This window comes from Wenzhouxiangella limi (assembly GCF_010499265.1).
GTDB lineage: Bacteria > Pseudomonadota > Gammaproteobacteria > Xanthomonadales > Wenzhouxiangellaceae > Wenzhouxiangella > Wenzhouxiangella limi.
The window spans coordinates 1-290 of the sequence record NZ_JAAGSC010000008.1; the positions used below are offsets into that span (position 1 = coordinate 1).

The 290-nt window shown below is 65.2% G+C and carries 1 pseudogene; it reads left to right on the forward strand.

The features are described 5' to 3' along the window. Positions 1-84: 84 nt before the first annotated feature. Positions 85-290: pseudogene (locus G3I74_RS00075) on the forward strand (IS91 family transposase); the annotation flags it as partial.

Consider the following 290-nt stretch of genomic DNA (forward strand, 5'->3'; position numbering starts at 1 on the left):
GCAATGGAGGCTTTGCGGCTTTCCGCGCCAGCGGAATGAAGCGAAGCCGGAATGCCGTTGCGCGTGCCGGATTTGGTGGGCCACTCCATCACCTACCGCATCGCTGTTGGCCCGCATCGGGGCCGCAAGGTATTCACCCTCCAGACCCTGCCGATTTGCAATGAGGAGGACTGGGCAACTGGCGGCCCCGGCAACGTGGCGGGCTTCTCCCTGCACGCCGGTGTGGCGGTCAAAGCCAGCCAGCGCGACAAACTCGAGCGGCTGTGCCGATACATCTGCCGTCCTCCCGT